The 2325-nt window shown below is 36.5% G+C and carries 2 protein-coding genes; one reads left to right on the forward strand and one right to left on the reverse strand.

Features of this window, described 5'->3' with window-relative positions; all coding sequences use genetic code 11:
• Positions 1–46: 46 nt before the first annotated feature.
• The gene (locus tag VMW81_06030; protein HUU50496.1) at positions 47–925 is read left to right on the forward strand and encodes a transposase; all 879 of its coding nucleotides are present in this window, start codon (positions 47–49) and stop codon (positions 923–925) included.
• A 45-nt stretch (positions 926–970) separates the two neighbouring features.
• Here VMW81_06030 and VMW81_06035 read toward each other — a convergent pair whose 3' ends face one another.
• Positions 971–2176: an IS110 family transposase gene (locus VMW81_06035; protein ID HUU50497.1), complete on the reverse strand. Its 1206-nt coding sequence runs from the start codon at positions 2174–2176 to the stop codon at positions 971–973.
• Between the last annotated feature and the right edge of the window lie 149 nt (positions 2177–2325).

The following is a 2325-nucleotide window of genomic DNA, read 5'->3' on the forward strand; positions in this document are numbered from 1 at the left end:
TCACAAAATAATGATATACTAAAAAAAATGAAGATAGGTGATAAGCATGGCCAGAAAAACAAGAATTCATTACGAAGGCGCACTTTATCATGTCATCGTTCGGGGAAATAATCGTACATCTATATTTGAGAACAAGGAAAATAAAGAAGAATATAAAAAAATAATATTAAAATATAAGAAAAGATATCACTTCAAATTATACGCCTATTGCATCATGGATAATCATGCTCATCTGTTAATAGAGGTTGAGGATATTCCTTTATCAAAGATCATGCAAGGTATCCAACAAGTCTTTACCCAGTATTACAATAGAACAAATAGAGCTACCGGCCATGTATTTGAACAAAGATATAAGTCCTTTCTATGTGACAAAGAGGCCTATTTGCTTTCATTAATCCGATACATTCATCAAAACCCGGTCCGCTCAAACTTTAAAAATGGTATCAACTACCCATGGAGTAGTCACCAGGAGTATATCGGCAATTCAGAACTTATCGATGTAAATTTTCCGCTCAGTTTATTTGCCTACCCTAAGAACGAAGCCATTAAGAGATATCTAACTTTTATGGATGAAGTTGAAGCGAGAGAAATTAAATCAATGATCAAAGAAGAAAAAATAGAAGTGGTAAAAAATATAGAAGAGAGCCATAAGATAGCCAAGGGAGCATTAATTAAAATCATCGAAGAAGTCACTGCAATAAAAATGGATAGAATAAAAGGAAATACAAAAGACAAAAGAAGGTCAGATGTAAGAAAACTCTATATTAAAAGCCTTAAAAAATATACAGATCTACCGAATAAAGAGATAGCCGATTTGCTTGAAATCGGAAGTCCAACGGTAACCAATGTGTTAAGAGGAAGATATAAGGAGAATGACTTCATGATCAAATCGGGCATGGAGATTGATAAAAATGTGAAGTTGTGAAGCCTGAACTTCCCATCTGAAAAATCAAGATAATTTTAAACTTTTTTATGCTGCTTTCTTTAATTCTTTTTTAATAACATAATCTCTATCTTCTGTTAACATTCTATAGATGACTTTAATTAATTGCCGGGCCAGGCAGCGAAGAGTATGATTATGACTTTTCCCCTCTGCCCGTTTTTTCAGATAGTAAGCCCTGCACTGAAGACTAAGACGGATACTACCTCCGGCCATGGTAATTAAAGTCTGTTTGCATATTTTATTGGCCTTATACACTGCTTTGGCTTTGGTCACCTTTCCTGAATTATTATCTACACAGGCGATTCCACAGTAGACAGCCAACTGTTTCTCAGCAGGGAAGCGCTTGATATCTCCAATCTCTCCGATAAATCTACTGGCCAGTTTGGTAGCCACTCCGGGAATGGTCTTTAGATGTATAACACCTTTACTCTTTTCTCCTATTTCATCTAACTTTCTGTCTATATCCTTAATCTCTTCTTGTAGCTCTGAGATACGTTTAGCATAAGATGAAATGATTATTTTGTAGATATCGGTTAGGCCAGACATATACTCTATATTATTTAGTCTTTTAAGTAAAAAGGGATCTCGTTTTTCCCCTATCCCTTTGATCTTTAACAGAGATTTGAGAGTAATCCTTTTATACTTAGAAAAATCAGGATATTTGACTAAAATAGTGACGATCTTTTTGTATTTTACTTTGCCCAATTTTAATATTTCAGGACATACTTCCAGTAATTTCTTGCTTAACCGATTAGTCAGTCTTACCTTCTCATCGATCAGCGTCTGCTGGTGGCGGGAGAGGAGCTTCAGGCTTTCGGTGACCGGAGAGGGTTTCTCTATCTTGATGAATATCTTCTCCCTTGGGCTATTGATGTGCTCTTTTAATTTTAACATCTTGGAGAGCATCAGAGCATCTCTCTGGTCATCTTTCCATTCTCCGGCAAAGGCCTCTCTGAATCTTTTTAACTTTAAGTTATCGATATTATAGAGGGTAAAGCCCTGATTAAGTAGGATTCGATCAAAAGGCGCACTATAGCCGTTCTTTCCCTCTAAGGCAAAGGAAATTTTCCCTCTTTCTTTTCTCTCTATCTTTTTAAATTGTTTTATGGTTTCGGTAAATTCATTCAGTTTGTGAGATACCTTCTGGTTGTACAGGATATGGTCTTCTTCATCTAAGATGGTGATGTGATGGGATGCACTTCCCACATCGATTCCTCCGGATAGTCTTTTCATCTTTCCTTCCTCCTTATGGGTCTATGACCTTGCCTCTATCCCGTATCCCGTCTATAATAGCCACTTTTTATAGGCATCTTCCCATTAGACTACGAGTAGAGGTCAGAGGAACATCCGGCAGTTCAGGTCGAGTCACAAAGATTTAATCT

This window comes from Nitrospinota bacterium (genome assembly GCA_035528715.1).
Lineage (GTDB): Bacteria > JADFOP01 > JADFOP01 > DATKYB01 > DATKYB01 > DATKYB01.